Raw genomic sequence first — 25,803 nt, 5'->3', positions numbered from 1 at the left:
CCGGAGCTGCCGAGATGACCACACTCACCAAGCCCGACGACGGCGCGACGCCCCCACCGGCCGGTCCCGGCGACGGCGCCTTCCTGTCCGTACGCGATCTGTATGTGCGCTTCTCGACCGAGGACGGCATCGTCAAGGCCGTCGACGGCCTCTCCTTCGACCTCGAACGCGGCCGGACGCTCGGCATCGTCGGCGAGTCCGGCTCCGGCAAGTCCGTCACCAACCTCACCGTCCTGGGCCTGCACGACCCGCGCACCACCACCGTCAGCGGCGAGATCCTGCTGAACGGTCAGGAGCTGACCGGGGCGCCCGAGCGCACCCTGGAGCGGCTGCGCGGCAACACCATGGCGATGATCTTCCAGGATCCGCTGACCGCCCTGTCGCCGTACTACACGGTGGGCCGCCAGATAGCCGAGCCGTACCGCAAGCACACCGGCGCCTCCAAGAGCGAGGCCCGCTCGCGGGCGATCGAGATGCTGGAGAAGGTCGGCATCCCCAACCCCCGCCTGCGGGTGGACGACTATCCGCACCAGTTCTCCGGCGGGATGCGGCAGCGCGCGATGATCGCGATGTCGCTGGTCTGCGACCCCGATCTGCTGATCGCCGACGAGCCGACCACCGCCCTCGACGTCACCGTCCAGGCCCAGATCCTGGATCTGCTGAAGGACCTCCAGCAGGAGTTCGGCTCCGCGATCATCCTCATCACCCATGACCTGGGCGTGGTCGCCAACACCGCCGACGATCTGCTGGTGATGTACGCGGGCCGGGCCGTGGAGCGCGGTACGGTCCGCGAGGTGCTGCGCGCGCCCCAGCATCCGTACACCTGGGGGCTGCTGGGCTCCATGCCACGGCTGTCCTCCGCCGTGGACGAGCCGCTGAACCCCATCCCCGGCTCCCCGCCGAGCCTGCTCAGCCCCCCGCCGGGCTGCCCCTTCCATCCGCGGTGCCACTACACCGACCAGGTGGCGGGCGACCGCTGCGCCACCGAGCGGCCCGTGCTGCCGGACGGCCGCGGCGCCGCCTGCCACCTGGGCGCCGAGCGGAAACAGACCCTCTTCACCGAGCAGATCAAGCCCCGGCTGGGCTAGGGCCTAGGAGCGCTGACGCATGAGCATCGAGTCGGGCACACCCGAACCCCTCCTGGTCACCGAGAAGCTGACCAAACACTTCCCGATCATGGGCGGCTTTCCGTTCAAACGGAAGGTCGGGGCCGTGCAGGCGGTGGACGGGATCGATCTGACCGTGCACGCCGGGGAGAGCTTCGGGCTGGTCGGCGAGTCCGGCTGCGGCAAGTCCACCACGGGCCGGCTGCTGACCCGGCTGCTGGAGCCCACCGCCGGGAAGATCACCTATCGGGGTCAGGACATCACCCACGCGGGCCGCAAGGAGCTGGCCCCGATCCGCTCCGAGATCCAGATGATCTTCCAGGATCCGTACTCCTCGCTGAACCCCCGGCAGACCGTCGGCACCATCATCTCCGGCCCCATGGAGATCAACGGCATCAATCCGCCGGGCGGCCGCGAGGCCCGGGTGCGCGAACTGCTGGAGATCGTGGGACTCAACCCCGAGCACTACAACCGCTTCCCGCACGAGTTCTCCGGCGGCCAGCGCCAGCGCATCGGCGTGGCCCGCGCGCTCGCCCTCGAACCCAAGCTGATCGTCGCCGACGAGCCGGTCTCGGCGCTGGACGTCTCCATCCAGGCGCAGGTCGTCAACCTGCTCCAGAAGCTCCAGCGGGAACTGGGCATCGCCTTCCTGTTCATCGCCCATGACCTCGCCGTCGTACGCCACTTCTCGCAGCGCGTCGCCGTGATGTACCTGGGCAAGGTGGTCGAGGTGGGTGACCGCGACTCCATCTATAACCGCCCCCGCCACCCGTACACCCACGCCCTGCTGTCCGCGGTGCCGGACGCGGCGGTGGTGATGGCCGAGGACACAGCGGACACCGGGGATGCCTCGGCCGCCGAGGCGACCGCCCGTCGGACACGCATCCGGCTCGCCGGGGACGTGCCCTCCCCCATCAACCCGCCCTCCGGCTGCCGCTTCCGCACCCGCTGCTGGAAGGCCCAGGACAAGTGCGCGCGGGAAGAGCCGCCGCTCCTGCGCCTGGACGGCAACCGCGAGGGCCATCTGTCCGCCTGTCACTTCCCCGAGGACCCGACCCTCGAGGCCCGCGAGGAGGACGTCGTCCTCGATCCGGCGCTGATCGCGGCGGAGTCGGGGACGGGAACGCCACCGCGCAAGGAGCCGTAAGGGACTGGCCCCTCTCGGGCTCAGTGGCCTATGGGGGTCTCGGCGATCTCAGAAGCGCGAGAAGGCATGCGCACGGCCGATGGCGGTGAACCCGCGGCGGCCGTACCAGTGCAGCGGCCAGTCGTCCTGGTCTGCGACGAGGAACCGCAGCCCGCACCCCGCAGCGGCCGCGCGGCGCAGCGCCGCGGTCAGGACGGTGTCGGCGTGGCCGCGGCGCAGGTACGGCTCGGCCGTCGCCACCTCCTCGATCTGGGCGATCCCGGCGGCGGGCTCCAGATACAGATCGGCCCAGGAGGCGACCTCGCCGCCGTCGTCGTGGGCGGCGAGGAAGAGCACCTCCTCGGCCCCGGCCCGCCGCGCGGTACGCCGCTCCACCAGGTCGTGCACGGTCCGCTCGTCCGCGTCCGGCATCCACCGCCGCTGCTGCGCCGTCACCGCCCGCCGCAGCGGCCCGTGCGGATCCGGCCCCAGCTCCCGCTCCACCACATCGGCCGCCGTGGCCTCCGGCACCGGCCCGGTGTGGACCATCAGCACCTCGGTCACATGGCCGTACCCGGCCCGTTCGAGCGCGGGCACACAGAGAAGCCCCAGCGCCTCGTCATGGACCGTGATCCGGCGGTGCGGAAGGAAGGCCATGACTTCGTCGGCGAGGGCGGGAAGGCCCTCGGGGTCGGCGGGCCCGACGATATGGAGCTGATTGTGCTCATGGGAGCGTGCGTAACCGCTATGCAGCACCAGGAATCCCCCCGGCACCTCCCGCACCTCACCGGCCTGACGACGGGCGAAGGAGATCCGGAAGTCCTGGACGCGCTCAAAGTCGTTCTGCGGCACCTCGCGATCATAGGCGAACCCGCACATCGGGGGCGTCCTCCGGGACGGGGCCGTAGACGGCGGTGGGGGCGGTCGTGGACCAGGCCCAGTAGCGGTCTCCGTACGACCAGTGCCACCACTCGGTGGGGTAGTTGACCATGCCCACCGAGGACAGCGCCTCGATCATCAACGCCCGGTTCTCGCGGGCCCGTTCGGGCAGGCCGGGGGCGTGGGTGTAGCAGGCCCCGCCGCTCTCCTCCGGCGTGGCCGCCTCCGGGCTGCCCATGTCCACTTCCACGCCGTCGCGGGTGCAGACGGTCAAGTCGATCGCCGCCCCGGCGACGTGCCCGGCCGTCTCCGCCGGGGCGCACCAGCGGCTGGCGGCCGTGCGGATCCGCTCCTCGTCGGCGTCCGGATCGAGCTTCCGCAGCGTGGCCGCGTAGCCGTCGAAGATCTCCCGCTGGAGCGCCGGGGGCCGGTAGCCCTCGACCAGCAGCCACCGCCAGCCGTCCGGCAGCGACTTCTCGGCACGCTCAAGCCGTTCGGCGACTCCGGCCCGGAGGTGCGCGAAGTGTCCCGCCGGATCGGCCCGCCGGGTGTCCACGCGCATCCGGCCCCGGCAGTCGACCAGCGGTTCGCCGCATTCGCGTACCGGGACCGCCCTGACGCGTGGGTCGCCGATCAGGACGATCCGCTGATCCGCCGGGAAGGGCGAGCTGGTCATGGGGCTCTCCTCACGCGCACCGGTCCGTCCGCCGCCCCGTAATCTGCCCATCCCCTCGTTCGGATGAACCGCCGTCCGTGGGCGCCCGGAATGGGCAGTCCGCCCGTATGATCGCCGGTATGAGCCTCGAACGTGTCACGATCACGATCCCGAGCGAGACCCTGAGCGCGGCCAAGGACGCGGCGGACCGCGAGGGAATGAGTGTCTCGGCCTGGCTCTCGCGTGCGGCCGAGCGCGCGGCCAAGATCGAGGCAGGGCTGATCGCGGCGGAAGAGGTGCTCGCGGAGATCGGACCACCCACTCCGGAAGAGCAGGCGTGGGTGGATGACTTCATGGACACGGTCACGAGGCCCGTCGCGGACGACAGCTCCGGCGTTGACGATCACGCGGCTTGATTTCGCAAGTGCCCGGGGGGACAACCGATGACCGTACTGCGTCCCGTCGTCTATGACGCGGGGATGTTGATTGCTGCCGAGCGTTCCCAGACGAAGGTCTGGAGAGCTCACCGTGCCTATCTCACCGCGGGCGGCGTGCCCCTGGTGCCCGCGGCTGTGGTCGCCCAGGTGTGGCGGGACGGAGCGCGGCAGGCGCGCTTGGCGCAATTGCTCAAGGGCTGCGATGTGGCGGTCATGGACGAGACAGCGGCCCGGGAGATCGGGGAATTGCTGGCCCGAGCGGGAACGTCCGATCCGGTGGACGGCGCCGTCGCGGTGCTCGCCGTGCGGCAGCGGGCGACGATCGCCACCTCCGACCCCGACGACATTCGGCATCTGCTCGACCGGCTTGGCAGCCGAGGCAAGCTGGTGGCCGTACAGCAGGTCTGATTCAAGTCCCCTCACGTGCCCCACATCATGTTGGTGAGGGCCACGCACATCACGAGGACCATCCCCACACCCTGGACGGCCTTGCCCCAGGCAGGCATGGGCTCGTCCCTCTGGGACGACGAACGTCGTGCGAAGAAGGCACACACCAGCGCGATGACGCCGATGGGGGCGAACACGATGGACAGCCAGTCAACTTGCACAGGGGTCATGGCGGACTTCCTTGGTTCTCACCTCGGCGACAGGGCGGCCATCATCCATGGGAATGCTCGGGACCCCTCCCGAGCGGGGCTCACCGGTACGGACCGTACGGGCCCCGGTCAGCGCAGGTCGCGGAAGAACGTCCGTACGTCCCCCACCAGCAGTTCCGGGACCTCCATCGCCGCGAAGTGGCCGCCCGCCCCCAACTCCGACCAGTGGGTGATCGCATGCCACCGCTCGGCGAGGCGGCGGATCGCGGTGTCGCCCTGGAAGACCGCGACGCCGGTGGGGACGCCGGAGCGTTCGGGGGGTGTGCCCCAGGCCGAGGCGGCCTCCTTGTAGAGGCGGGCGGAGGGGCCCGCCGTGTTGGTGAACCAGTAGAGGGAGACGTTCGTCAGGACCGCGTCGCGGTCGAGGGCGTCCGGTTTGTCGCCGTGGGCGGCGAACCAGTCGAGGTTCCAGGCCAGTTGGCCGGAGGGCGAGTCGGCGAGGCCGTAGGACAGGGTCTGGGGGCGGGTGCCCTGGATGGCGGCGTAGCCGGACAGCTCGCGGTGCCAGCGTTCGACACCGGCCAGCCGGGAGCGCTCCGCCGGGGTCAGCTCCTCCGGTCCGGCCGGGTCGGCCGACCCGGCGGTCACCAGCGCGTTGACGTGTACGCCGACGACCCGGGACGGCGCCACCCGGGCCACCTCGGGGGAGATCAGCGAGCCGAAGTCGCCGCCCTGCGTGCCGTAGCGCTCGTACCCCAGGCGCCGCATCAGCTCCGTCCACGCGGTGGCGATGCGGCGGATGCCCCAGCCGGGTTCGCGGGGCGGGGCGGAGAAGGCGAAGCCGGGGAGGGACGGGATGACGACGTGGAAGGCGTCGGCCGGGTCGCCCCCGTGTCCGCGCGGATCGGTCAGCGGGCCGATGACCTCGGTGAACTCCGCGACCGAACCGGGCCAGCCATGGGTGATCAGCAGCGGCAGGGCAGCCGGCTCGGGTGAGCGGATATGGAGGAAGTGCACCCGCTGCCCGTCGATCTCCGTCGTGAACTGGGGGAACGCGTTCAGCCGCGCCTCCTGCGCCCGCCAGTCGAAGCCGGTGGCCCAGTATCCGGCCAGCTCGCGGACGTGGTCGGGCGAGGCCCCGTCGGACCAGCCGGCGCCGGGGAGCGGTTCCGGCCAGCGGGTGTGTTGCAGGCGTCGGCGCAGATCGTCGAGGTCGGGCTGGGGGACGGCGATGCGGAAGGGGTGGATCTCCATGGCCCGCACGGTAGAGGCGGTCGCGGACGGGGAGCGTCCGCGACCCTCGGGGGCGTGCGGCGCCCGGGGCCAGCGGCCGGGGCCAACGGCCCTCGGCGGCCTGCGGCGCCGGATATGAAACGCTTGCGCTTCTCCTATCACCCGAGACGGGAATGGATCGCTCCAAGTCCGGTAACAGCACTTGAAATCTGGGGTGTTCTTACGGGACAGTGCTCTAGAAAGCGCTTGCCGAGCGAGGGACGTACCGCTCGGCTCGCGCTTCCCCAATCGCGCTTCCTCCCCCCATCGCGCCTCACCAACGTCGCTTCATCCACCGCCCGCCACCCCGGACAGCGGTCATCGACGTGCGCCGTCGCCCCAGGGGATGTCAGATGGGGCCAAAGACGGATCTTGGACCGGATCCTCGGGAGGCGCCATGCGCGGAGCCCCGTATTCCCTGCGTGCCAGGCGCGCGCTGTCCGCGCTCTGCGTGTCCGCCGTCGCCCTGCCCCTGACGGCCTGCGGCGGCGGGGACGGCGGCGCCGAGGACGGTGTCGTCCGCTCGTCCTGGGGCGATCCGCCCAATCCGCTGGAGCCGGCCAATATCAACGACGTCCAGGGCGGCAAGGTCCTCGACATGATCTTCCGCGGGCTCAAGCGCTACGACCCCAGGACCGGCGAGGCCAAGAACGCGCTCGCGGACCGGATCGAGAGCTCCGACCAGCGGAACTACACCATCACCCTCAAGCAGGGCCGACGGTTCGCCAACGGGGAGAAGGTCACCGCCGCGTCCTTCGTGAACGCCTGGAACTACGGCGCCCGGATCGACCACAAGCAGCGCAACGCCTACTTCTTCGAGTACATCGAGGGCTACGACAAGGTCCATCCCGCCTCCGGCGGCGCCCCCACCGCCAAGACCCTCTCCGGGCTGCGGGTCAAGGACGAGCGGACCTTCACCGTCCGGCTCACCCAGAAGTTCTCCACCTGGCCCAAGACGCTGGGCTACAACGCCTATGCGCCGCTGCCCCGGGCGTTCTTCGAAGACCATGCCGCCTGGCTGAGAAAGCCCGTCGGCAACGGCCCGTACCAGGTGCGGTCGTACACCAAGGGCTCGGTGATGAAGCTGCGCGCCTGGGGCGGCTATCGCGGCCCGGACAAGGCCCGTAACAAGGGCGTCGATCTGCGCGTCTACACCGACAACAACACCGCCTACACCGATCTCCAGACGGGCAATCTCGATCTGGTCGACGATGTCCCGGCGCAGCAGCTCAAGTTCGTCCGCTCCGATCTCGGCGACCGCTACATCAACCAGCCCGCCGGGATCATCCAAACCCTCACCTTCCCGATGTACGACCGCGCCTGGAGCGGCCCGGCCAAGGCCACGGTCCGCCGGGGCATCTCGATGGCGATCAACCGCGCGCAGATCACCGAGCGGATCTTCCACGGCACCCGCACCCCCGCGACCGACTGGACCTCACCGGTCCTGCGCCGCCAGGGCGGCTACGAGCCGGGGCTGTGCGGGGACGCCTGCCGCTACGACCCGGCCCGGGCGCGCAAGCTGATCAAGGCGGGCGGCGGACTGCCCGGCGGCCGGATGACGATCACGTACAACGCCGACAGCGGCTCCCACAAGGACTGGGTGGACGCGGTCTGCAACAGCGTCAACACCGTGCTGAGAAGCGACCGGGCCTGTGTCGGCAAGCCGATCGGCACATTCGCCGACTACCGCAACAAGATGGCGGGCAAGGAGATGACCGGGCCGTTCCGGGCCGGCTGGCAGATGGACTATCCGCTGATCCAGAACTTTCTGCAGCCCCTTTACTACACCGGCGCCTCCTCCAACGACGGCCACTTCAGCGACACCGGCTTCGACCGGATGGTGAACCAGGCCAACGCCGCCTCCGCGGACGGCCGGGCCATCGCCGGTTTCCGGGACGCGGAGAAGGTCCTCGCCCAGCAGATGCCCGCCATTCCGCTGTGGTACCAGAACGGCAGCGCGGGCTATTCGCAGCGGCTCAGCGAGGTGGCGCTCAACCAGTTCAGCGTCCCGGTCTACGCACGGATCAGGGTCGGCTGAGCCATGGGCCGCTATGGGCTGCGCCGACTGCTGCAGATGATCCCGGTGTTCATCGGCTCCACCTTCCTGATCTTCTTCATGGTGTACGCGCTCGGGGACCCGGTCGCCGCGCTCTTCGGCGACAAGGCCCCCGACCCCGCCACCGCCGCGCGGATCCGTAAGGACCTCTATCTGGACGAGCCGCTGTGGCGCCAGTACGTGCACTACATGGGGCAGGTGTTCAGCGGGCACTTCGGTACGGCCTTCAACGGGCAGCCGGTGACCGAGCTGATGGCGAGCGCGTTCCCCGTCACCCTCCGGCTCACCGTGGTCGCGGTCGTCTTCGAGATGGCGCTGGGCATCACCCTGGGCGTCCTCAGCGGGCTGCGCCGCGGCCGGGGGCTGGATACCTCGGTGCTGCTGCTCACCCTGGTCGTGGTCGCCGTCCCGACCTTCGTCAGCGGCACGGTGCTGCAGTATCTGTTCGGCGTGACCTGGGGCTGGGCCAGACCGTCGGTCTCCCCGGCGGCGCCGCTGACCGAACTGCTGCTGCCCGGGGTGGTGCTGGGGCTGGTGTCGCTCGCGTACACCACCCGCCTCACCCGCACCTCCATCGTGGAGAACGCCCGCGCCGACTACGTCCGCACCGCCGTCGCCAAGGGGCTGCCGCGCCACCGGATCGTCACCCGCCATCTGCTGCGCAACTCGCTGATCCCGGTCGTGACGTTCATCGGCACGGACATCGGCGCGCTCATGGGCGGGGCCATCGTCACCGAGCGGATCTTCAACATCCACGGCGTCGGCTACCAGCTCTACCAGGGCATCCTGCGCCAGAACTCGCCGACCGTCGTCGGCTTCGTGACCATCCTGGTGATCGTCTTCCTGCTCGCCAATCTGCTCGTCGACCTCCTCTACGCCGTGCTCGACCCGAGGATCCGGTATGCCTGAGCCCTTTGACCCGCGCTACGACATGACCGAGGCGATCGCACCGGCCGGCAGCGGCGGCGGTCCGATGGACCTCGCCACCCCCGGCTCCCAGACCCTGAAGGGCGGACCACGGCGCGGCCCCTGGCGCCTCCCCCTCCCCTGGCGCAAGGAGCCCGGCCGCCGCTCCGGCGGACCGGCCGCGCCCACCGGACGGGGGCTGTGGTCCGACGCCTGGCACGATCTGCGCCGTAACCCCGTCTTCATCCTCTCCGCGCTGACCATCCTCTTCCTCGTCCTCATCGCGATCTGGCCGCAGTTGATCGCGAGCGGCAACCCGTACCACGGCGACCTCGCCAGGGCGCAGGACGGCCCGGCCCCCGGCCACCCCTTCGGCTACGACCTCCAGGGCCGCGACGTCTACACCCGCACGGTCTACGGCGCCCGCGCCTCCATCACCGTCGGCATCTGCGCCACCCTCGGCGCGGCGCTGCTCGGCAGCGCGCTGGGCGGGCTCGCCGGATACTTCGGCGGCTGGTGGGACGCGCTGCTCTCGCGGATCGCCGATGTCTTCTTCGGCATCCCGATCCTGCTGGGCGGTCTGGTCTTCCTGTCCGTGGTCACCAGCGGCTCGGTCTGGCCGGTCGTCGGCTTCATCGTGCTGCTGGGCTGGCCGCAGATCTCCCGGATCGCGCGCGGCTCGGTGGTGACCGTCAAGGAGCACGACTACGTCCAGGCGGCGCGGGCGCTCGGCGCCGGCAGCGGCCGGACGCTGCTGCGCCATATCGCGCCCAACGCCGTGGCCCCCGTGATCGTCGTCGCGACCATCGCGCTGGGCACCTACATCTCGCTGGAGGCCACGCTGTCGTTCCTCGGCGTGGGGCTCAAACCGCCCACCATCTCCTGGGGGATCGACATCTCCTCCGCCGCCACCCAGATCCGCAACGCCCCGCACATGCTGCTGTGGCCCGCCGGAGCGCTGTCCCTCACGGTGCTCGCGTTCATCATGCTCGGCGACGCGGTGCGCGACGCACTCGACCCCAGGCTGCGATGACTGGGCCCCGAGCCGCGACGGCTCGACCCCAAGCCGCGACGGCTCGACCCCAAGCCGCGACGGCTCGACCCCAAGCCGCGACGGCTCGCCGCCGAGCTGCGATGAGGAGCTGACCTGCCGTGACCCGCCTGCTGGAGGTAAGCGACCTGCGCGTGGAATTCCGCACCCGCGACGGGGTCGCCGAGGCCGTCGGCGGGGTGAGCTACGGCCTGGACGCGGGCCGCACCCTCGCCGTGCTGGGCGAGTCGGGGTCCGGCAAGTCCGTGACCGCCCAGGCCGTCATGGGCATCCTCGACTCCCCGCCCGGCCGGGTCACCGGCGGTCAAGTGCTGTTCCGGGGGCGGGATCTGCTGACGATGGGCGCGCGGGAGCGCCGCCGGATCCGGGGCGCCGCGATGGCGATGATCTTCCAGGACGCGCTCTCCGCCCTCAACCCGGTGATCCCCGTGGGCGCCCAGCTCGCCGAGATGTACGAGGTGCACCGGGGGATGTCCCGCAAGGACGCCCGGCGGCGGGCGGTCGAGCTGATGGACCGGGTCCGCATCCCGGCGGCGGGGCAGCGGGCTGGGGACTATCCGCATCAGTTCTCCGGGGGGATGCGCCAGCGCATCATGATCGCCATGGCGATGGCGCTGGAGCCGGAGCTGATCATCGCCGACGAGCCGACCACGGCCCTGGACGTCACCGTCCAGGCCCAGGTGATGGACCTGCTCGCGGAGTTGCGCCGGGAGTACGCCATGGGGCTCGTCCTCATCACCCATGACCTGGGCGTGGTCGCGGACGTGGCCGACACCATCGCCGTGATGTACGCGGGCCGGATCGTGGAGACCGCACCGGTGCGCGACCTCTACCGCCGCCCCGCCCATCCGTATACGCGCGGACTGCTGGACTCCGTGCCGCGCGTGGACCAGCGGGGCGAGCGAGGCCACCGGGGCGGGGAGCTCTACGCGATCAAGGGAGCGCCGCCCAGCCCCCTCGCCATGCCCTCCGGCTGCCCCTTCCACCCCCGCTGCCCGCGCGCCCAGGAGGTCTGCCGCGTCGAACGGCCGCCGCTGTACGAGGTGGTGGCGGCGGGCTCGTCCCCGCCAGGGGCGCCCCCGGCGGGCTCGTCCCCGCCCGGCGCGTCCCCGGCAGGCTCCTCCCCGACGGGTGCTCCCCCGGCGTCCTCCGCGTCCGGCGGGCGGACCAGCGCCTGCCACTTCTGGAAGGAGGAGCTGCATGCCTGAGCGCATGTCTGAGCCCGACGGGCCGGTCCTGGAGGTCCGCGACCTGGCCAAGCTCTATCCCCTGACCCAGGGCGTGGTGTTCAAGCGACGGGTCGGCGCCGTCCGGGCGGTCGACACGGTCTCCTTCGCCCTGCGGCGCGGGGAGACGCTCGGCATCGTCGGCGAGTCCGGCTGCGGTAAGTCCACCGTCGCCCGGCTGTTGGTGAGCCTGGAACGGCCGACCGCCGGGACGATCCACTACCGGGGCGAGGACATCACCCGGCTCTCGGGCCGCGCGCTGCGGGCCGTCCGCCGCAACATCCAGATGGTCTTCCAGGACCCGTACACCTCTCTCAACCCCCGCATGACAGTGGGCGACATCATCGGGGAGCCCTTCGAGATCCACCCCGAGGCGGCCCCCAAGGGCGACCGGCGGCGGGCGGTCCAGGAGCTGCTGGAGGTCGTGGGCCTCAGCCCCGAGCACACCAATCGCTATCCCCACCAGTTCTCCGGCGGCCAGCGCCAGCGCATCGGCATCGCCCGGGGCCTGGCGCTACGGCCGGAGGTCATCGTCGCGGACGAGCCGGTCTCGGCGCTGGACGTGTCGGTGCAGGCGCAGGTGGTCAATCTGATGGAGCGGCTGCAGGACGAGTTCGGCCTGGCGTACGTCTTCATCGCCCACGATCTGTCGGTGGTCCGGCACATCTCCGACCGGGTCGCCGTGATGTACCTGGGCCGCTTCGCCGAGACGGGGACGGGCTCCGAGATCTACGACCACCCCACGCACCCCTACACCCAGGCCCTGCTGTCCGCCGTCCCGGTCCCGGACCCGGAGTCGGGCGAGCGCCGCGAACGCATCCTCCTGGCCGGCGACGTCCCCTCCCCGGCCAACCCGCCCTCCGGCTGCCGCTTCCGCACCCGCTGCTGGAAGGCGCGGGAGCGCTGCGCGGCGGAGGTGCCGGTGCTGGCGGTGCCGACGGGCTTGGCGGGCCCGGCCGCCCACGCCTCGGCCTGCCACTTCGCGGAGGAGCGCGCGGAGGTCAGGGCATGATGTTCAGGGCAAGATGTCGAAAATGCTCCCGCCGGAGTCGTTCCCCAGCGCGCTTCCCTCCCCCGGTCGCTCCCGGTGCACCGGGTGGGCACGTAGCTGAACGTGGGGGGCGAACGCCTGGACGGCGGCGGAGAGCCGGGCCTGATCGACCTTCCAGAGGAAGATGCGCCGACTGTTCCTTACGACCTCGTACTCGAGGTGCGGTGCGAAACCCGCGGCGAACTGCGGGGTGAGCTTCTGGTTGGGGCCGGGAGGCGCAGGAACGCCCGGCCGCAGCTTCAGACCTATGTACCGTACCGGCTTCTCGCTGGGGGTTTGCGTGGCCCACACCACGACGGCTTCGATGTCCCGCCACGGCACGACGGCCAGGAACCGGTGGTATCGCAATACGGCGCCGCCCAGGGTGACGCCGGACTCATCGGCCCGGAAAGCCACCAGCCGCTTCCACTCGGCGCCCGTCAAGAGCTGGAAAGGGATGCGGGTGTAGTACTCCTGGTACACCGGAGAGTGAGGGGCGGTCATGCCACGACCCTACGAGGTGCGGTGCGGCGCCGTCTCGCGCCTTCGGCGCATTTGAGCATGGGTCGGGGGGTGGGGGGCGGGGCGCCGTCGCCGGGCGCCGGGCCGCCGGGGTGGGTACCAGTGGCGGCGCCCGTGCTCGGGGGCCGAGGCCGTTGCCGGACTGCCCGATCGCCTCCGGATTGCCGGGGGGGTGGGGTACCCCTCTGAAAAACGTTTGACAAATTAGTTGCGCGAGATCAAGCATTTCCGGAAGGGGTACCGGGAGGGGCGCCGCTCACCCTTCGAGGCGGTCGAATCTCCCCGCCTTGGCGGCCCGTAGAAAGGCGCGGAGCGCGGCGGGGGTCGTGGCTATGACGACCTCCGGGTCGTCGCTCTCACGGAGGTGGGAGGTGCCGACGGAGTCGGCGGCGAGTTCGACACACGTGTCGGTGTGGCCCTCGCTGAAGCTCGACTTCCGCCACCTGAGCTGAGACATGCGTGCGCCTTCCTAGAGCAGGGGATAGAGGAGCCGCTGGATCAACCCCAGCGAGTCCTTCACTCCATGCGCCTCCGGCGAAACCGTCGCGTCGACAGGAGGCAACGCCACTTCGCACATAATAGCGAAAACCTCGTTGTATCGAGCGATCGCGGCATTGTCGCCCAGGTAGAGCGACTGCTCGATGTGCGGCACGATCACCGTGCTCAACTCCGCCACGCTGGGCCGGATCAGCGTGAAGGACGTACCGAACGGCACTGGGCCATCGAACGGGAGGATCTGGACCGTGACGTTGGGCAGCCGGGACAGTTCGATCAGCCTCAGCAACTGGGCGCGCATGATGTCGCGACGATTGAACGTGGTGCGCAACGCGGCCTCATGGACCACCGCATGGAACTGAGGAGGCTGCTCGCCGACGAGCACCTTCTGGCGCTCCAGGCGGAACTCGACGGACGAGTCGTTGTCCTCGCGTGACGCAGGGACGTACCCGGCTTGGTGGATCGCCGCCGAGTACTCTCGGGTCTGCAGCAACCCCGGCACGAACATTGGCTCATAGCAGAGCATCGCATCGGCACCGGCCTCCAGCTCGGCCGTGTCCATGCGTGAGACGGGCACCTTGTCGCGATACGCACTCCACCAGCCTTTGCCCGATGCCTGGCCCATCGCCACAAGCGCGTCAACGTAGGTTGTGCTTTCACAACCTACGGCTCCAGTCAGGGCGCGTAGCCGCTCAGGCGATAGGCCGGTACGTCCGGACTCAACGTTGCTGATATGCGACTGGTTCATGTTCATCACCGCGGCGCTTTGGCCAACGCTTAGGCCAGCACGTTCGCGTAGCCTGCGAACCTCAGCTCCGAAGCGTCGTTGGCGATACGTAGGGTTGGCCCGAAGCCCCATAACGCCCTCCCTCGTCGTAGACAGTGTGACCACTCAACCACGAAGCGTGCTGATTGTGTTGTGAATTGGCAACCCGCCGCGCTACGTTACGTATGGCGTCAGTCACAGAAAGCACTCACCTGGAGGCTGCCCCATGCGCATGCCCGAAGAGCCCTGGTCCTACGGCCTGTTCATCCCCCACGACCCCCGCGCCGTGGGCGTCGTACGGGCCAGCATCCGCCACATCCTCAAGGCGGCGCGGCTCGACTGCATCATCGACAGGGCCGAACTGCTCGTGTCGGAGTTGGTCACCAACTCGTACCGGAACACCACCACCGACGCGTACGTCAGCATGGACTGGGAGCCGATGCCACCCGACTTCCGGGTCACCGTGTGGGGACTCCGGCTGCGGGCTGCCGCAGGCGGTGGCGGCCGGCGCCGAGGACGAGAGCGGGCGCGGGCTCACGCTCGTCGAGTCGTGCTCCGACACCTGGGGCGTGCACGACTACACCGACAAGGATGCGGGCGTCACCGGCAAGGCCGTTTGGTTCACGCTGAACCCGCCGCTCACAGCGTCCTGAACGACGGCGAGGGCCGCCCGGACCGTGGTGATCACGGTCCGGGCGGCCCTCGTCGTTCAACAGCGGGCCCGCGCGGCAGCGCTAGGCGTGGACCACGTCCTTCTCCTCCGCGAAGTGGCACGCCGACTCGTGTGCCGCCGGCGAGTCCGATCCGGCGAAGCGCTCCGGGATGGCCAGGAGCGGGATCTCCTTGGCGCACTTGTCCTCGGCCTTCCAGCAGCGGGTGCGGAAGCGGCAGCCGGAGGGCGGGTTGGCCGGGGACGGGACGTCGCCGGTGAGGATGATGCGTTCGCGGCCCTCGCGCGACTCCGGGTCCGGGACCGGGACGGCCGACAGCAGCGCCTGGGTGTAGGGGTGCGTCGGGTGGTCGTAGATCTCGGTGTCGGAGCCGATCTCGGCCATCTTGCCCAGGTACATCACGCCGACCCGGTCGGAGATGTGCCGGACGATGGACAGGTCGTGGGCGATGAAGATGTAGGACAGGTTGAACTCGTCCTGCAGCCCCTCCATCAGGTTGATGACCTGTGCCTGGACGGAGACGTCGAGCGCGGAGACCGGCTCGTCGCAGATGATGATCTCCGGGTTGAGGGCGAGCCCGCGCGCGATGCCGATGCGCTGGCGCTGGCCGCCGGAGAACTGGTGCGGATAGCGGTTGATGTACTCGGGGTTGAGGCCGACGACGTCCAGGAGTTCCTGGACCTTGCGGCGCCGGTCGCCCTTGGGGGCCACCTCGGGGTGGATCTCGAAGGGCTCCCCGATGATGTCGCCCACCGTCATACGCGGGTTGAGCGAGGTGTACGGGTCCTGGAACACCATCTGGATGTTGCGGCGGACGGCCCGCAGCGCGCGGCCCGACAGCCTGGTGATGTCCTGGCCCTTGTAGAAGACCTCGCCCGCGGTGGCGGTCTCCAGGGTCATGAGCAGCTTGGCGACGGTGGACTTGCCACAGCCGGACTCGCCCACGATGCCGAGCGTCTCGCCCTGGTAGAGGTCGAAGGAGATGCCGTCGACCGCCTTGACCGCGCCGATCTGCCGCTTGAAGAGGATGCCCTGGGTCAGCGGGAAGTGCTTGACCAGATTGCGCACCTGGAGGATCGGCTCGCCGCGGTCGACCTTGGCCTCGATGGCCGCGACCGCCTCGTCCTCGGTGGCGGCGTCGACCGTCTCCACCTCCGTGACGTTGAGGGTGGCGTCCACGGCCGGTTCCATGGCCGCCTCATTGTTCTCGGTGTCAGCCATGGAGGGTCTCCTTCCAGAAGTGGCACGCGCTGCCGCGGCCCGGCAGCTCCGTGCCGTCCTGCTCGGTGACCGGCACCAGCGCGGGGACGTCCGTACGGCAGATGTCCTCCGCCTTGGGGCAGCGCGGGTTGAAGGCGCAGCCCGAAGGGATCTTGAGCAGATTGGGCGGCAGCCCCTTGATCGCGTAGAGCTCCTGCCCCTTGCGGTCCAGGCGCGGGATGGAGTCCAGCAGGCCCCGGGTGTAGGGGTGGGCCGGGCGCTTGTAGAGCTCGTGCACGGGGGCGGTCTCGACGATCCGTCCCGCGTACATCACGGCGATCTTGTCGGCGACGTCCGCGACCACGCCCAGGTCATGGGTGATCAGGATCAGACCCATGTTGTACTCACGCTGGAGCTCCGCGAGCAGGTCCATCACCTGGGCCTGGACGGTGACGTCGAGGGCCGTGGTCGGCTCGTCGGCGATGATCAGGTCGGGCTCCAGCGCGAGCGCCATGGCGATCATGATGCGCTGGCGCATACCGCCGGAGAACTGGTGCGGATAGTCGGCCACCCGCTCCTTGGCCGCCGGAATGCGGACCCGGTCCATCAGCTCGATGGCCTTGGCCTTGGCCTCCTTCTTGGACAGGCCCTGGTGGACCCGGAACATCTCGCCGAGCTGATAGCCGACGGAGAGCACCGGGTTCAGCGAGGAGAGCGCGTCCTGGAAGATCATGGCGATCCTCCGGCCACGGATCTTCCGGCGCTCCTCCCCCGACATGGTGAGCATGTCCTCGCCGCGGAAGAGGATCTGGCCCTGCGGGATCTTCCCGGGCGGCATGTCGAGGATGCCCATGATCGCCTGGGCGGTCACCGACTTGCCGGAGCCGGACTCGCCGAGGACGGCGAGCGTCTCACCGGCGTCGACGCTGTAGTTGACGCCGTTGACGGCCTTGGCGACACCGTCCCGGGTGTGGAACTCCACATGCAGATCGCGGACTTCCAGCAGTGGGGTGCCGTCGTCGCCTGCACCCTCGCGGACGGCGTCGTCCGCGGTCTTCTCGATGGTGGTCACGTACGCCCTCCTCAGCGCAGCTTGGGGTCGAGGGCGTCGCGGACCGCGTCGCCGAGCGTGATGAATGCGAAGACCGTGAGGCTCAGCATTCCGGCCGGGAACAGCATCACATGCGGGTTGTCCCGGATGGCGTCCTTGGCCGATGAGATGTCGATGCCCCACGAGATCGTCGGGTCGGCGAGGCCGAGACCCAGGTACGACAGCGTGGCCTCGGCGGAGATGTAGGCGCCGAGCGAGATCGTCGCGACCACGATGGTGGGCGCGAGCGCGTTGGGCAGTACGTGCCGGAACAGGATCCGGTTGGTGCCCGCGCCGAGGGCGCGCGCCGCGGTGACGTAGTCCGCCTGCTTGGCCGTGATCACCGAGCTGCGCATCACGCGGGCGATGGTGGTCCAGCCCAGGAAGGCGAGCGCCGCGATCACCACGTACACCTTGCGCTCGGTGAACGCGTTCAGCACGACCATCGAGCCGAGCAGGAACGGCAGACCGAAGAAGATGTCGACGATGCGGGAGACGATCGAGTCGATCCAGCCGCCGAAGTACCCGGCCAGCATGCCCAGCAGGCCACCGAAGACGGTGACCACGGCCGTCACCCCGACACCGACCATGATGGAGGCGCGGGTGCCGTAGATGACCCGGGCGTAGATGGAACGGCCCTGCCCGTCGTAGCCGAACCAGTCGGCCTGGAAGAAGTGCGTCAGCTCCGGCTTGGTCAGGAAGTGGTTGGTCAGGTCGCCGTCCTTGGGGTCGGCGCCGGTGAAGAGACCGGGGAACATCGCGATGCTGAGCAGCAGTACCAGCAGCACCGCCGAGACCCAGAACAGCGGCCGGTGGCGCAGCTCGAACCAGGCGTCGCCCCACAGCGAGCGAGGCTTGCCCTGGGCGGCGGGGCCGGCGGGGGCGGTGTCCACCTCGGTCGGCGGGGCCACGGCGTCGACCGCCGTGTCGACCGCCGTACCGGACTGGGATTTGGTCATGTCAGGCATACCGGATCCTCGGGTCCAGGACCGCGTACAGCAGGTCGACGACTAGGTTGATCAGCAGGATGACGAGGACGAAGACGGTCACGACCCCGACGATCGTGGAGCCCTCCCGCCGCCCGAGCGCGTTGAACAGCAGATTGCCGACACCCTGGACGTTGAAGATGCCCTCGGTGACCACCGCGCCGCCGACCAGCGCGCCGACATCGGTGCCGAGGAAGGTGATCACGGGGATCAGCGAGTTGCGCAGCAGGTGGACGCCGATGATGCGGCGGCGCGGCAGGCCCTTGGCGAGCGCGGTGCGCATGTAGTCGGCGCGCAGGTTCTCGGCGAACGTGGTCCGGGTCAGCCGGGCCACATACGCCATGGAGAGCATCGCGAGGACGAAGCCGGGCAGCAGTAGCTGCTCCACGTCCATCGAGTTCTGCACATTCGGTGGCAGCCAGCCGAGCTCGTCGGCGAAGATGAACCGGGCCAGGTAGCCGAGGACGAAGACCGGCATCGAGATGACGATCAGCGTGAAGATCAGGACGCCGGTGTCCACGGCGCGGCCGGCCTTGAGACCGGCCCAGGCACCGAGCCCGATGCCGACGATGATCTCGATGGTGAGGGCCACCGCCGCGAGGCGGAGGGTCACCGGGAAGGCCATCCCCATTTCCTCGGAGACCGGGCGACCGCCGAAGGTCTTGCCGAAGTCTCCCTGGAAGAGGTTGACCATGTAGTCGATGTACTGCCTCCACAGAGGCTGGTCCAGCCCGAACTCATGGCGGAGGGACGCGACCTGCGCGGGGTCCGCGGCCTTGTCTCCCCACATCGCCCGGATAGGGTCACCGGGCAGTACGTGGACCATGAGGAAAATAATCAGAGTAGTCCCGATGAACACCGGGATCATCTGGAGCAGTCGCCTGGCGACATAGCGCCCCATCATGCCTCCATGCCGTTGGGGGGCGGCGAAGGCCACGTCTCGTCTGCGCCACGCGGGTGGGGGGATGAGCTGCGGGCCTCACGCCTGCGGGCCGGTGCCGCCGCTCCCCGGTGGGGGGAGCGGCGGCACCGGCCGGCGGTCCCGATGATTACTTCTTCTTCACCTGGACGTCGGTGAAGATGGGGTCGCCGTCCTGGCCGTAGGGGATCTTCCCCAGGACCTTGTTGGACTGGCCGCTGTTGACCTTGTAGAACCACAGCGGGATCGCCGGCATGTCCTTGGCGAGGACCTGCTCCGCCTGCTGGTAGAGCTTGACGGTCTCATCCAGGGTGGCGGCCTTGTCGGCCTTGGAAGCGAGCTCGTCGAACTGCTTGTTGGCGTAGCCGCTGGTGTTACCGGCCGCCTTGGAGCCGTACAGGTCCCTCATGAAGTTCGAGTTGACCGGGTAGTCGAGCACCCAGCCACCGCGGTACATCGACTTGACCTGGTGCTTGTCACGCGCGTTCAGGTCGGCCTGGAAGTCGGGCTTGGAGTCGCCGACGCAGTCGACGCCGGTGGCCTTGCGGATGCTGTTGCAGACCGCGTCCACCCAGGGCTTGTGGTCCTGGTCGGCGTTGAACTGGATCGAGATCTTGTTGCCCGGGACACCGCCGCCCTCCTTGATGAGGGCCTTGGCCTTGGCCGGGTCGTAGGTGACCTGGTCCTTGAGCGCACCGGCCTTGTAGCCGATCACGCCGCGGGCGACAAAGCTGTCGGCCGGGGTGCGGGAGCCGTGCAGCACGGTCTTGGTGATCGTGTCACGGTCGATCGCCATGGACAGACCCTGGATGACCTTCGGGTCGATGTCCTTGAACTGGTCGGTGTAGAAGGCCGGGACGACCGACTGGACCGCCGAGTACTCCTCGTCGATCGCGCGCTTGCCGAGGTCGGACTTGTAGTTGGTCAGCGCGGTGGTCGGGACCTGCTCGATCCAGTCGAGGTTGTTCGAGCGAATGTCCGAGTAGGCGGCGTCGGCGGTGGTGTAGTTCTTGAAGTCGATGCCGCCGTTCTTGGCCTTGTTCGGGCCCTGGTAGCCCTCGAACTTCCGGACCTTGATCATCTTCTTGTGGTCCCAGGAGACGAACTTGTAGGGACCGTTGCCGACCGGCTTCTCACCGAAGCCCTTGGGGTCCTTGAAGAACCCGGTGGGCAGCGGGGTCCACACGTCGTAGCCCAGCTTGTAGGCGAAGTACGAGACCGAGCTGTTGAGCTCGATCTTGAACTCGTTGTCGTTGACGACCTTGAGGCCGGACATCTTGTCGGCCTTGGGCTTGCCCTTCTCCGGGTGGACGTCCTCGTAGCCCTTGATGTCCTGGAACCAGCTCGAGTTGGTCTGGTTGTTCGACACATTGGCCGACCAGTTCCACGAGTCCACGTAGGACTTGGCGGTCACGGTCTCACCGTTGTGGAACTTCCAGCCCGGCTTGAGCTTGACGGTCCAGACAGAGGAGTCCTTGTTGGGGGTGACCGACTCCGCGTTGACGTACACCAGCTTGCCGGTGCCCGGCTCGTAGTCCACCAGCCCCGCGAAGATCGTCCGCAGCACGCGGCTGCCCTGACTCTCCTTGGCGTTCGCCGGCTGCAGCGGGTTCTGCGGCTCGCTCAGCTGGGCGGTGAGTATCCCGTTCGGGTCCGCCGTCCCCTTGTTCATATCGTTGCTGCCGCTGTCGCTGTCGTTACCACCGCAGGCGGTCGCGGCCAGCGCCACGACCGCTGCCAACGCGACCCACTTGGCGCTCTTGGCACCGCGCATGGGTTTGCCTCCTCAGGAGTCCACTGTCACTACGAGAGGGGGCGCCCGGAGACACGCTGACACCCCTGACAGCGAAAGGGACCGGAACCCCCCAGATGTGCTCGTAGGTCCGCGCTCCCCACAGCGTGTGACCCATTGACCCGAGCTCAATGGACCCCATGATTGAGCACGTCCGGCCCTTAAACCACACCTTATGGGTCTCGCTTTGGTCACAGCATCTACGCGCGGAGCTTCGAAATCCGGACAAAACTGCCCCAGACAGACACACGCGAAACGGACTGTTAACACATCATGCGGAGCCTGGACTCCGATACCCGGACGCTCAGATCCGGATAACCGCTTGACTGTCACCTTCCTGACATGGCAACAGCCCGGACCCCCGCCGTGGAAGCGGGGGGTCCGGGCCGCTGGCAGCTCACTGACGCACAGGGGGGCGCCTACGCTCCGTGATCGACTCCGGAGTGCGCATCGGCGCCCGGAGCGAGCCCCGGCGCCCGGCGCCCGGGCGTGACGCCCGGCGCCCAGGCGTGAGCGTCAGCGCTTGGCGCGGGAGGCGCTGCGGGCGCGCTCCTTCTGGTCCAGCACCAGCTTGCGGATCCGTACCGTCTCCGGCGTCACCTCGACGCACTCGTCGTCGCGGCAGAACTCCAGGGACTGCTCCAGCGAGAGCAGCCGCGGCGGGACCAGGGACTCGGTCACATCAGCGGTGGAGGACCGCATGTTGGTGAGCTTCTTCTCCTTGGTGATGTTGACGTCCATGTCGTCGGAGCGGGAGTTCTCGCCGACGATCATGCCCTCGTACACCTCGGTGCCCGGCGAGGTGAAGAGCACGCCGCGCTCCTGGAGGTTGGTCATCGCGAAGGCGGTCACCGCGCCCGAGCGGTCGGCCACCAGCGACCCGTTGTTACGGGTCTTCAGCTCGCCGAACCACGGCTCGTGGCCCTCGTGGATGGAGTGCGCGATACCGGTGCCGCGGGTCGCGGTCAGGAACTCGGTACGGAAGCCGATCAGACCGCGGGAGGGGACGATGAACTCCATGCGGACCCAGCCGGAGCCGTGGTTGGACATGTTGTCCATCCGGCCCTTGCGGGTGCCCATGAGCTGGGTGACCGCGCCCATGTGCTCCTCGGGCACATCGATGGTGATGCGCTCGATCGGCTCGTGGAGCTTGCCCTCGATCTCCCGGGTGACCACCTGCGGCTTGCCGACGGTCAGCTCGAAGCCCTCCCGGCGCATGGTCTCCACCAGGATCGCCAGCGCCAGCTCGCCCCGGCCCTGCACCTCCCAGGCGTCCGGGCGGTCGGTGGGCAGCACGCGCAGCGAGACGTTACCGATCAGCTCGCGCTCGAGCCGGTCCTTGACCAGCCGCGCGGTGACCTTCCGGTCCTTCACGGCCGACTTGTCGGCGCCCTTGCCGCCGGGGCCGCGGCCGACCAGCGGGGAGGTGTTGGTGCCGATGGTCATCGAGATCGCGGGCTCGTCGACGGTGATCAGCGGCAGCGCGATCGGGTTCTCCGGGTCGGCCAGGGTCTCGCCGATCATGATGTCCGGGATACCCGCGACCGCGCAGATGTCACCGGGGCCGGCCACCTCGGCGGGCTTGCGGGTGAGCGCCTCGGTCATCATCAGCTCGGTGATCCGGACGTTGGAGATGGTGCCGTCGCGCTTGATCCACGCGACCGTCTGCCCCTTCTTCAGCTCGCCCTGCTCGACCCGGAGCAGCGCGATACGGCCGAGGAAGTTGTCCGCGTCCAGGTTCGTGACATGGGCCTGGAGGGGCGCGGCCGAGTCGTACTCCGGCGCCGGGACGGTCTCCAGCAGCGCGGAGAAGAACGGCTGGAGGCTGTCGCTGTCGGCCGGGACGGTGCCGTCCTCCGGCTTGGTCAGCGAGGCCACACCGTCACGGGCGCAGGCGTAGACGATCGGGAACTCGATCTGCTCCTCGGTCGCGTCCAGGTCCAGGAAGAGGTCGTACGCCTCGTTGACGACCTCGTCGATCCGGGAGTCCGGGCGGTCCGTCTTGTTGATGCACAGGATCACCGGCAGCTTGGCCTGGAGCGCCTTGCGCAGCACGAAGCGGGTCTGCGGCAGCGGGCCCTCGGAGGCGTCCACCAGCAGGACCACCGCGTCGACCATGGACAGACCGCGCTCGACCTCACCGCCGAAGTCGGCGTGGCCGGGGGTGTCGATGATGTTGATGGTGACGGGGTCGCCGCCGTCCGCCGGGTGGTACTTCACGGCGGTGTTCTTCGCGAGAATGGTGATGCCCTTCTCGCGCTCCAGGTCGTTGGAGTCCATGACCCTGTCGTCCACCTGCTGGTGGGCGGCGAACGCACCCGCCTGCTTGAGCATGGCGTCGACGAGGGTCGTCTTGCCGTGGTCGACGTGGGCGACGATGGCGACGTTACGAATGTCGTGGCGCGTGGGCATAGAAGCGCGCTTCTCCCGGTTTCGTGGGTGGCGGCGCGCTCCTTGTGCGACGCGCCTTCCGCCGGGCTGATCACGCCTCGGCCTCACCCCCATGGTACGGGGACGGCGCGGAGACGGATGCCGCAGCCCGTCCCCGCCGGATCTTTCCCCTCCCCGCCCCTTCCCGATACCAGGGGCTTCGCCCCAGACCCCGGGGTCCTGGGGCGGAGCCCCGGTCCGGGGTCTGGGGCGGAGCCCCGGTTTCGGGAAGGGGCGGGGAGGGGAGCAGCCCGCCGCAGGCGCCAAGACCCGCCGGACTCCCCCTAGCGGCGGAAGCCGATGTCCTGGTAGCGGGGGGTGGCGAAGCCGAAGGCACCCGCGTTGACCAGGCCCTTGCGCATCGCGATCAACTGGGGGCGCTGATACAGCGGAATCGATCCGGCCGCCGCCCAGATCCGGGAGTCAGCGCGGCTGACCAGGGAACGGGAGGCACCGCCGTCCAGCTCGGAGAGCGCCTGGTCGAAGAACTGGTCGATCTGGTCGGTGCCCACCCGGGTGTAGTTCTGCTCGACGACCAGGGAGCCGTCGGCGGCGGGCTGCGGCTTGGCGTAGATGGGGCGGCCGTCGGTGGCCGGGTAGGCGGAGGCGGGCCAGGAGTAGAGGGCCAGGTCGTAGTCGCCGGTGGCGATGTGGTCCCGGAAGTAGCTCTCGCCCGGGACCTTGGTGATCTCGGTCCGGACGCCGATCTTCTCCAGCATCCGCGCGATGCGCTCGCCGACCGTGCTCAGCGGGGCGGCGGTCCGGTCGTCGGGGAGGACGAAGCGCAGCACCAGCGGCCGTCCCTTCTTCCGTACGACGGCCGCCTCCCCGAGCCGTCCGGACCGCCCGGCGTCACCGGCCGCAGGGGCGGCGTCGGAGGGGCGCTCGGAGTTGGTGGCGGAGGCGGAGGCGGAGGCAGTGCCGGAGGCGCTCTGGGACGCACTTCCGGAGGCGCTGTCGGTGGCGGGGTCCGTGCCCGTGGAGCCGTCGGTGGCCGGGTCCGTGGCAGTGGCACCGTCGGTGGCCGGGTCCGTGGCGGTGGCGGTGGCGGTGGCGGTGGCGGTCGGGACGCTGTGCCGCCTGCCCCGGTCGTCCGTCTTGCCGTCGAGCGCCTTCTGCCGGCCGGCGTCGCCCGCCCGCCAGCCCGCGTCCGCCAGCAGCGACTGCGCGGCGTTGGTGTCCTTGTCTCCGAGGGCGCCGCTGTGGTCCTTGTAGCCCGGCTGGCCCGCCATGAGCAGATGGTTGCCGAGCGGCTCGGACGGCAGCCCCATCGGCTTCAGCACCAGCTTCGCCAGGGCCTTCCGGTCGATCGCGCGGGCCACCGCGCGGCGCACCCGCTCATCGGCGAGCGGGCCCTTGGTGCCGTTGAGGGCGAGCTGGGTGTAGGCGGAGTCCAGGGCCTTGCGCAGGGTGAACCTGCTCAGCGCCCGGGTCTGCGACCGGTTCTTGTCGGTGTCGCCAGTGGCCCGTCCCTCGGCCCCTCCCTCGGCTCCGGCCGCCTCCCGGCCGCCGGTGGACGGCTCCGGCGCGCCCGCCTTGCCCGGGGCCGAGGAGCCCTGCTTGGTGCCCGCGGCCCGCTTGTCCGGGGCGGTGGCCCGGATGCGCCGGGCGGTGGCCCGGTCCACCTCGGCCAGATCGAGCTGCCCGGCGATCAGGGCTTCGGCCCGCTTCTCCGCCGGCACCGCCTGGAAGACCACCCCGCTCAGCCGCGCCCGGTCGCCCCACCAGCGGGGGTTGCGGACCAGGGTGACGGAGCCGTCCGAGACCTCGCGGACCATGAAGGGCCCGGCGCCGACCGCGAGCCCCTTGGCGGCCGGTGCGGTGAAGACCGCCGGGTTGCCCATCACGCTCTTCGGGTACAGCGGGGTGAACAGCGAGCGCCAGTCGGTGTACGGCTTGGCGAAGGTGACCTTGACCTCGTGTTCCTTGTCCCCGGGTTCGATCTTGGCGATCCGGTCGTATCCGGCGTTGCGCGCCGTCCCGTACGCCTCGTCGGTGCCGCGCAGCGCCCGCCACTGGGCCTGGAAGTCCTCCGCGCCGATCGGGCGGCCGTCGCTCCACACCGCCTTGGGGTTGAGCTTGTAGACCACGACCTGCTTGGGGTCGGACGAGGTGACGTCGGCGGCGGTCAGATAGTCGCCGTTGCGCTGGGGCCTGCCCCGGGCGTCGAGGGTGTAGAGGGAGGGCAGCACGGCGCCCGCGATCCGCTGGGTGCCCGTGTCCGCGGTCTTCTGAAACGCGTTGAGGGTGCTGGGTGCCGCGTCCAGGGCCCAGCGCAGGGTGCCGGTACCGGTGGTCGCGCTGCGCGGCGCGGAGGCGATGTCCCAGGCGGCGGGCGGCGGCGGGCCGTCGTCGTCCGAGCTGCAGCCGGTCAGTACGGGCAGCGGCAGCATCACCCCCGCGGCGAGCAGCATGGCGCGGCGGCGCTTGGTGAGGGGCATGGCTCGTACCTCCGCAGGGTGACGGATATATGCGCATTTGGCATAGTGTGACGCTGATCGCATATAGTCCTCACTCAAAGCGACGGTTTATGGGACAGCACGCCGAGAAGGCCATGGAGACGGCCATGAGGGGAAAGGATCACCCGACCGG

25 protein-coding genes are annotated in these 25,803 nt (G+C 69.6%); 10 read left to right on the top strand and 15 right to left on the bottom strand.

Annotated elements, in window-relative coordinates:
* The first annotated feature begins 14 nt into the window (after nucleotides 1-14).
* Entirely contained in the window at nucleotides 15-1,088 is a 1,074-nt protein-coding gene (locus J5X86_RS19915) for an ABC transporter ATP-binding protein (protein WP_208518122.1), read from the top strand.
* A gap of 19 nt (nucleotides 1,089-1,107) precedes the next feature.
* Nucleotides 1,108-2,253: an ABC transporter ATP-binding protein gene (locus J5X86_RS19910; RefSeq protein WP_208518121.1), complete on the top strand. Its 1,146-nt coding sequence runs from the start codon at nucleotides 1,108-1,110 to the stop codon at nucleotides 2,251-2,253.
* A 48-nt stretch (nucleotides 2,254-2,301) separates the two neighbouring features.
* Here the strand turns inward: J5X86_RS19910 and J5X86_RS19905 are convergent, their stop codons facing one another.
* Complete coding sequence (locus J5X86_RS19905; protein WP_308124654.1) at nucleotides 2,302-3,084, bottom strand: GNAT family N-acetyltransferase; 783 nt, start codon at nucleotides 3,082-3,084, stop codon at nucleotides 2,302-2,304.
* Nucleotides 3,085-3,091: 7 nt separating this feature from the next.
* Nucleotides 3,092-3,787 (bottom strand): M15 family metallopeptidase, encoded by a 696-nt coding sequence (locus J5X86_RS19900; protein WP_208518120.1) that lies wholly within the window; start codon nucleotides 3,785-3,787, stop codon nucleotides 3,092-3,094.
* A gap of 119 nt (nucleotides 3,788-3,906) precedes the next feature.
* On the opposite strand from J5X86_RS19900, the gene J5X86_RS19895 reads away from it, so the two are divergent.
* Nucleotides 3,907-4,182 carry a hypothetical protein gene (locus J5X86_RS19895; protein ID WP_208518119.1) on the top strand — a complete coding sequence of 92 codons (276 nt, stop codon included), beginning with the start codon at nucleotides 3,907-3,909 and terminating at the stop codon, nucleotides 4,180-4,182.
* Nucleotides 4,183-4,209: 27 nt separating this feature from the next.
* The gene (locus J5X86_RS19890; protein WP_208518118.1) at nucleotides 4,210-4,611 is read left to right on the top strand and encodes a type II toxin-antitoxin system VapC family toxin; all 402 of its coding nucleotides are present in this window, start codon (nucleotides 4,210-4,212) and stop codon (nucleotides 4,609-4,611) included.
* An 11-nt stretch (nucleotides 4,612-4,622) separates the two neighbouring features.
* Here J5X86_RS19890 and J5X86_RS19885 read toward each other — a convergent pair whose 3' ends face one another.
* Together J5X86_RS19885 and J5X86_RS19880 are read right to left on the bottom strand one after the other, a co-directional pair.
* Nucleotides 4,623-4,820 carry a hypothetical protein gene (locus J5X86_RS19885; protein ID WP_208518117.1) on the bottom strand — a complete coding sequence of 66 codons (198 nt, stop codon included), beginning with the start codon at nucleotides 4,818-4,820 and terminating at the stop codon, nucleotides 4,623-4,625.
* Nucleotides 4,821-4,928: 108 nt separating this feature from the next.
* Nucleotides 4,929-6,053, bottom strand: coding sequence for an epoxide hydrolase family protein (locus J5X86_RS19880; RefSeq protein WP_208518116.1), 1,125 nt, complete (start codon nucleotides 6,051-6,053; stop codon nucleotides 4,929-4,931).
* Between the two features lie 415 nt (nucleotides 6,054-6,468).
* Here J5X86_RS19880 and J5X86_RS19875 point away from each other — a divergent pair, with 415 nt between their 5' ends.
* The 5 genes from J5X86_RS19875 (at nucleotide 6,469) to J5X86_RS19855 (ending at nucleotide 12,322) form a co-directional block, all read left to right on the top strand.
* Nucleotides 6,469-8,109 carry an ABC transporter substrate-binding protein gene (locus J5X86_RS19875; protein WP_208518115.1) on the top strand — a complete coding sequence of 547 codons (1,641 nt, stop codon included), beginning with the start codon at nucleotides 6,469-6,471 and terminating at the stop codon, nucleotides 8,107-8,109.
* A gap of 3 nt (nucleotides 8,110-8,112) precedes the next feature.
* On the top strand, nucleotides 8,113-9,036 hold the full coding sequence (locus tag J5X86_RS19870) for an ABC transporter permease (RefSeq protein WP_208518114.1): 924 nt from the start codon (nucleotides 8,113-8,115) through the stop codon (nucleotides 9,034-9,036).
* Nucleotides 9,029-10,066 carry an ABC transporter permease gene (locus tag J5X86_RS19865; RefSeq protein ID WP_208518113.1) on the top strand — a complete coding sequence of 346 codons (1,038 nt, stop codon included), beginning with the start codon at nucleotides 9,029-9,031 and terminating at the stop codon, nucleotides 10,064-10,066. The genes J5X86_RS19870 and J5X86_RS19865 overlap by 8 nt, the downstream gene beginning before the upstream one ends.
* 119 nt (nucleotides 10,067-10,185) lie before the next feature.
* On the top strand, nucleotides 10,186-11,292 hold the full coding sequence (locus tag J5X86_RS19860; protein WP_208518112.1) for an ABC transporter ATP-binding protein: 1,107 nt from the start codon (nucleotides 10,186-10,188) through the stop codon (nucleotides 11,290-11,292).
* A complete protein-coding gene (locus J5X86_RS19855; RefSeq protein WP_374229272.1) occupies nucleotides 11,285-12,322 on the top strand; it encodes an ABC transporter ATP-binding protein in 1,038 nt (345 codons plus the stop codon). Before J5X86_RS19860 ends, J5X86_RS19855 begins: the two co-directional genes overlap by 8 nt.
* Nucleotides 12,323-12,325: 3 nt before the next feature.
* Here the strand turns inward: J5X86_RS19855 and J5X86_RS19850 are convergent, their stop codons facing one another.
* The 4 genes from J5X86_RS19850 to J5X86_RS50825 all read right to left on the bottom strand — a co-directional run bounded on the left by J5X86_RS19850 (nucleotide 12,326) and on the right by J5X86_RS50825 (nucleotide 14,585).
* Nucleotides 12,326-12,844 carry a hypothetical protein gene (locus J5X86_RS19850; protein ID WP_208518111.1) on the bottom strand — a complete coding sequence of 173 codons (519 nt, stop codon included), beginning with the start codon at nucleotides 12,842-12,844 and terminating at the stop codon, nucleotides 12,326-12,328.
* 274 nt (nucleotides 12,845-13,118) lie between these two features.
* Complete coding sequence (locus J5X86_RS19845) at nucleotides 13,119-13,319, bottom strand: DUF397 domain-containing protein (RefSeq protein ID WP_208518110.1); 201 nt, start codon at nucleotides 13,317-13,319, stop codon at nucleotides 13,119-13,121.
* Nucleotides 13,320-13,331: 12 nt separating this feature from the next.
* Nucleotides 13,332-14,216: a helix-turn-helix transcriptional regulator gene (locus tag J5X86_RS19840; RefSeq protein ID WP_208518109.1), complete on the bottom strand. Its 885-nt coding sequence runs from the start codon at nucleotides 14,214-14,216 to the stop codon at nucleotides 13,332-13,334.
* Nucleotides 14,217-14,375: 159 nt separating this feature from the next.
* A complete protein-coding gene (locus J5X86_RS50825) occupies nucleotides 14,376-14,585 on the bottom strand; it encodes a hypothetical protein (RefSeq protein WP_243980875.1) in 210 nt (69 codons plus the stop codon).
* Between the two features lie 35 nt (nucleotides 14,586-14,620).
* Here J5X86_RS50825 and J5X86_RS50820 point away from each other — a divergent pair, with 35 nt between their 5' ends.
* Complete coding sequence (locus J5X86_RS50820) at nucleotides 14,621-14,776, top strand: hypothetical protein (protein ID WP_243980874.1); 156 nt, start codon at nucleotides 14,621-14,623, stop codon at nucleotides 14,774-14,776.
* An 81-nt stretch (nucleotides 14,777-14,857) separates the two neighbouring features.
* On the opposite strand, the gene J5X86_RS19830 is transcribed toward J5X86_RS50820, so the two are convergent.
* The 7 genes from J5X86_RS19830 to J5X86_RS19800 form a co-directional block, all read right to left on the bottom strand.
* The gene (locus J5X86_RS19830; RefSeq protein ID WP_208518108.1) at nucleotides 14,858-16,015 is read right to left on the bottom strand and encodes an ABC transporter ATP-binding protein; all 1,158 of its coding nucleotides are present in this window, start codon (nucleotides 16,013-16,015) and stop codon (nucleotides 14,858-14,860) included.
* Nucleotides 16,008-17,066: an ABC transporter ATP-binding protein gene (locus J5X86_RS19825; protein WP_208518107.1), complete on the bottom strand. Its 1,059-nt coding sequence runs from the start codon at nucleotides 17,064-17,066 to the stop codon at nucleotides 16,008-16,010. The genes J5X86_RS19830 and J5X86_RS19825 overlap by 8 nt, the downstream gene beginning before the upstream one ends.
* An 11-nt stretch (nucleotides 17,067-17,077) precedes the next feature.
* Nucleotides 17,078-18,052, bottom strand: coding sequence for an ABC transporter permease (locus J5X86_RS19820; RefSeq protein WP_208518106.1), 975 nt, complete (start codon nucleotides 18,050-18,052; stop codon nucleotides 17,078-17,080).
* A complete protein-coding gene (locus J5X86_RS19815; RefSeq protein WP_059145286.1) occupies nucleotides 18,045-18,971 on the bottom strand; it encodes an ABC transporter permease in 927 nt (308 codons plus the stop codon). The genes J5X86_RS19820 and J5X86_RS19815 overlap by 8 nt, the downstream gene beginning before the upstream one ends.
* 148 nt (nucleotides 18,972-19,119) lie before the next feature.
* Entirely contained in the window at nucleotides 19,120-20,763 is a 1,644-nt protein-coding gene (locus J5X86_RS19810; RefSeq protein ID WP_208518105.1) for an ABC transporter substrate-binding protein, read from the bottom strand.
* A gap of 534 nt (nucleotides 20,764-21,297) precedes the next feature.
* Nucleotides 21,298-23,193: a translational GTPase TypA gene (gene typA / locus J5X86_RS19805; protein ID WP_208518104.1), complete on the bottom strand. Its 1,896-nt coding sequence runs from the start codon at nucleotides 23,191-23,193 to the stop codon at nucleotides 21,298-21,300.
* Between the two features lie 302 nt (nucleotides 23,194-23,495).
* Entirely contained in the window at nucleotides 23,496-25,652 is a 2,157-nt protein-coding gene (locus tag J5X86_RS19800) for an ABC transporter family substrate-binding protein (RefSeq protein ID WP_208518103.1), read from the bottom strand.
* Between the last annotated feature and the right edge of the window lie 151 nt (nucleotides 25,653-25,803).

Source organism: Streptomyces sp. NEAU-YJ-81, from assembly GCF_017592595.1.
In the GTDB taxonomy this organism is placed as follows: Bacteria; Actinomycetota; Actinomycetes; order Streptomycetales; family Streptomycetaceae; genus Streptomyces; species Streptomyces hygroscopicus_B.
This window is presented reverse-complemented; position numbering and strand designations above follow the sequence as displayed.